General features: G+C 42.8%; 2 protein-coding genes. One reads left to right on the top strand and one right to left on the bottom strand.

The window, feature by feature from the left end:
- Positions 1–50: 50 nt before the first annotated feature.
- Complete coding sequence (tuf, locus tag HII16_RS16610) at positions 51–1,235, bottom strand: elongation factor Tu (RefSeq protein WP_169128582.1); 1,185 nt, start codon at positions 1,233–1,235, stop codon at positions 51–53.
- A 349-nt stretch (positions 1,236–1,584) separates the two neighbouring features.
- Here tuf and fusA point away from each other — a divergent pair, with 349 nt between their 5' ends.
- Positions 1,585–3,672, top strand: coding sequence for an elongation factor G (fusA, locus tag HII16_RS16605; protein WP_169131957.1), 2,088 nt, complete (start codon positions 1,585–1,587; stop codon positions 3,670–3,672).
- Positions 3,673–3,755 lie beyond the last annotated feature (83 nt).

The raw sequence follows: 3,755 nt of genomic DNA, 5'->3' as shown, positions 1-3,755 counted from the left end.
ATGACCACCACGGATGGTGGAAACACAATTAATGCAGGAGCAATTAATTGTTAGTCGATGATTTTAGATACAACACCAGCACCTACTGTACGGCCACCTTCACGGATAGCGAAGCGTAAACCTTCGTCCATCGCGATTGGGTTGATAAGCTCAACAACAAACTTCAAGTTGTCGCCTGGCATTACCATTTCTACACCTTCTGGAAGCTCTACTGCACCAGTGATGTCTGTCGTACGGAAGTAAAACTGTGGACGGTAACCTTTAAAGAATGGCGTGTGACGACCACCTTCATCTTTGGTTAGTACGTATACTTCTGATTCGAACTTAGTGTGAGGAGTGATTGAACCTGGCTTAGCAAGTACTTGACCACGTTGAACTTCATCACGCTTAGTACCACGTAGAAGAACACCACAGTTCTCACCAGCACGACCTTCGTCTAGAAGCTTACGGAACATCTCTACACCAGTACAAGTTGTCGTCGTCGTTTCTTTAATACCAACGATTTCTACGTCTTCACCAACTTTGATGATACCGCGCTCAACACGACCAGTAACAACTGTACCACGACCTTGGATTGAGAATACATCTTCGATTGGAAGAATGAAGTCACCGTCAATCGCACGCTCTGGCTCTGGAATGTAAGTATCTAGTGCTTCTGCAAGTTCTAGTATTTTCGCTTCCCAATTAGCTTCGCCGTTCAATGCACCTAGTGCTGAACCTTGGATAACTGGTAGGTCATCACCTGGGAAGTCATATTCTGAAAGAAGTTCACGAACTTCCATCTCTACTAGCTCAAGTAGCTCTTCGTCATCAACCATGTCACATTTGTTCATGAATACGATGATGAAAGGTACACCAACCTGACGTGAAAGAAGGATGTGCTCACGTGTTTGTGGCATTGGACCATCTGTCGCTGCAACTACTAGAATCGCGCCGTCCATTTGTGCCGCACCTGTGATCATGTTTTTAACGTAATCGGCGTGACCAGGACAGTCTACGTGTGCGTAGTGACGAGTCTCTGTATCGTACTCAATGTGAGAAGTGTTGATTGTGATACCACGCTCACGCTCTTCTGGAGCGTTATCGATTTGAGCGAAATCACGTACTTCACCACCGTGAGTTTTAGTTAGAACTGCAGAAATCGCAGCCGTTAGAGTTGTTTTACCGTGGTCAACGTGACCGATAGTACCAACGTTAACGTGCGGTTTCGAACGTTCAAATTTTTCTTTAGCCATTTTCTATATACCTTAAAAGTTATAAACAAGCGGGCGGCAACCCGAGTTAACTGATTAATTATCGCTCAAAAACAGCAAAATTATTAGCCTAATTGCTATGTTTTTTTGTACAAAAACACAGCGAGCGAATTTTCAGGGGCACAATTTAGCAAACTGAAGGCTAGTTGTCTAAACTTTATGCTTTTCTGAGAGGAAAAAAGCGAAAAAAAATGTAAATATTCTGTACACTGCATTATTTTACCACTCAGTTGATTAATTTTTACCATTTTTTGGTGTTAGTTTGCTTTAACTGATGTATAATCCGCGCAAAAATTTTTACGAAACGTTAATTTTAACATAGAGAATTGTAATGGCTGATTTATCAAAATACAGAAATATTGGTATTTTCGCTCACGTTGATGCTGGTAAGACAACAACAACTGAACGTATCCTTAAACTTACAGGTATGATCCACAAGATTGGTGAAGTACATGATGGTGAGTCAACTACTGACTTCATGGAACAAGAAGCTGAGCGTGGTATTACTATCCAGTCAGCGGCTGTTACTTGTGAGTGGAAAAAACACCGCTTTAACGTAATCGACACCCCTGGTCACGTTGACTTCACTGTTGAAGTTTATCGTTCTCTTAAAGTGCTTGACGGTGGTATCGGTGTATTCTGTGGTTCAGGTGGTGTAGAGCCGCAATCTGAAACCAACTGGCGTTACGCGAACGAATCGAAAGTTGCTCGTTTGATTTTCGTTAACAAACTAGACCGTCTAGGTGCTAACTTCTACCGCGTTAAAAAGCAAGTAGAAGACGTACTAGGTGCACGCCCACTAGTTATGACTTTACCAATTGGTGAAGAAGATGATTTCGTAGGTGTTGTAGACGTATTATCTCAAAAAGCATATGTTTGGGATGACTCAGGACAACCAGAAAACTACAAAGTAGAAGACATCCCAGCTGACATGGTTGATGATGCTGCTGCTTACCGTGAAGAGATGATCGAGACAGCTCTAGAAGCTGACGAAGACATGTTGATGGAATACCTTGAAGGTGAAATGACACCGACTGAAGAGCAAATCAAAGCGTGTATCCGTAAAGGTACAAACGAATTGATATTCTTCCCAACGTACTGTGGTTCAGCGTTCAAGAACAAAGGTATGCAACTTCTTCTTGATGCTGTTGTTGATTACCTACCTTCACCAACTGAAGTTCCACCTCAACCGTTAACTGACGAAGAAGGTGAACCAACTGGCAAATTCGCAATAGTTGATGCAGATGAGCCGTTCCGTGCTCTAGCGTTCAAAATTATGGATGACCGTTTCGGTGCCCTTACTTTCGTACGTGTATACTCAGGTACTCTTAACAAAGGTGATACTGTTCTTAACTCATTCACGGGTAAAACAGAACGTATTGGCCGTATGGTAGAGATGCAAGCTGAAGATCGTACAGAACTTACATCTGCACAAGCTGGCGATATCTTAGCAATCGTTGGTATGAAGAACGTTCAAACTGGTCACACATTATGTGCCGTTAAAGAACCTTGTACTCTTGAAGCCATGGTATTCCCTGAGCCGGTAATCTCAATCGCTGTTGCACCTAAAGATAAAGGTGGTGCAGAGAAGATGGGTATCGCTATCGGTAAAATGGTTGCTGAAGATCCAACGTTTAAAGTTGAAACTGACGAAGATTCAGGCGAAACCATCCTACGTGGTATGGGTGAGCTTCACTTAGATATCAAAGTAGATATCCTTAAGCGTACTTACGGTGTTGACTTAGTTGTTGGTAAGCCACAAGTTGCATACCGTGAAACAATCACTCAAGAGATTGAAGATTCTTACACGCATAAGAAACAATCTGGTGGTTCAGGTCAATTCGGTAAGATCGATTACCGCATCAAGCCAGGCGAGCCTAACTCAGGTTTCACTTTCTCTTCAACAGTTGTTGGTGGTAACGTTCCTAAGGAATTCTTCCCAGCAATCGAGAAGGGTTTCAAAGGTATGATGGACGAAGGTGTTCTAGCTGGTTTCCCTGTACTAGACGTTGAAGTTGAACTTTACGATGGTGGTTTCCACGCAGTTGATTCATCAGCAGTAGCGTTCGAAATCGCAGCGAAAGGTGCATTCCGTCAATCAATCCCTAAGGCTGGTCCTCAACTAATTGAGCCAATCATGAAGGTTGACGTATTCACTCCAGAAGATCACGTTGGTGACGTAATCGGTGACCTTAACCGTCGTCGTGGTATGATCAAAGACCAAGAAGCTGGTAACACTGGCGTTCGCATTAAAGCAGACGTTCCACTATCAGAAATGTTTGGTTACATCGGACACCTACGTACAATGACTTCAGGTCGTGGTCAATTCTCTATGGAATTCAGCCACTACAACCAGTGTCCAGCTAACGTAGCTGAAACGGTTATCGCTGAAGTTAAAGAACGTAACGCTAAGAAGTAATATTAACTTCTAACGTTTTTGAAAAAGGTCGCGTAAGCGACCTTTTTTGTATCTAGACATATATGCCCTGAAATAGCTGAAAC

It is taken from the genome of Thalassotalea sp. Y01 (assembly GCF_012932945.1).
Classification (GTDB): Bacteria; Pseudomonadota; Gammaproteobacteria; order Enterobacterales; family Alteromonadaceae; genus Thalassotalea_A.
This window is presented reverse-complemented; position numbering and strand designations above follow the sequence as displayed.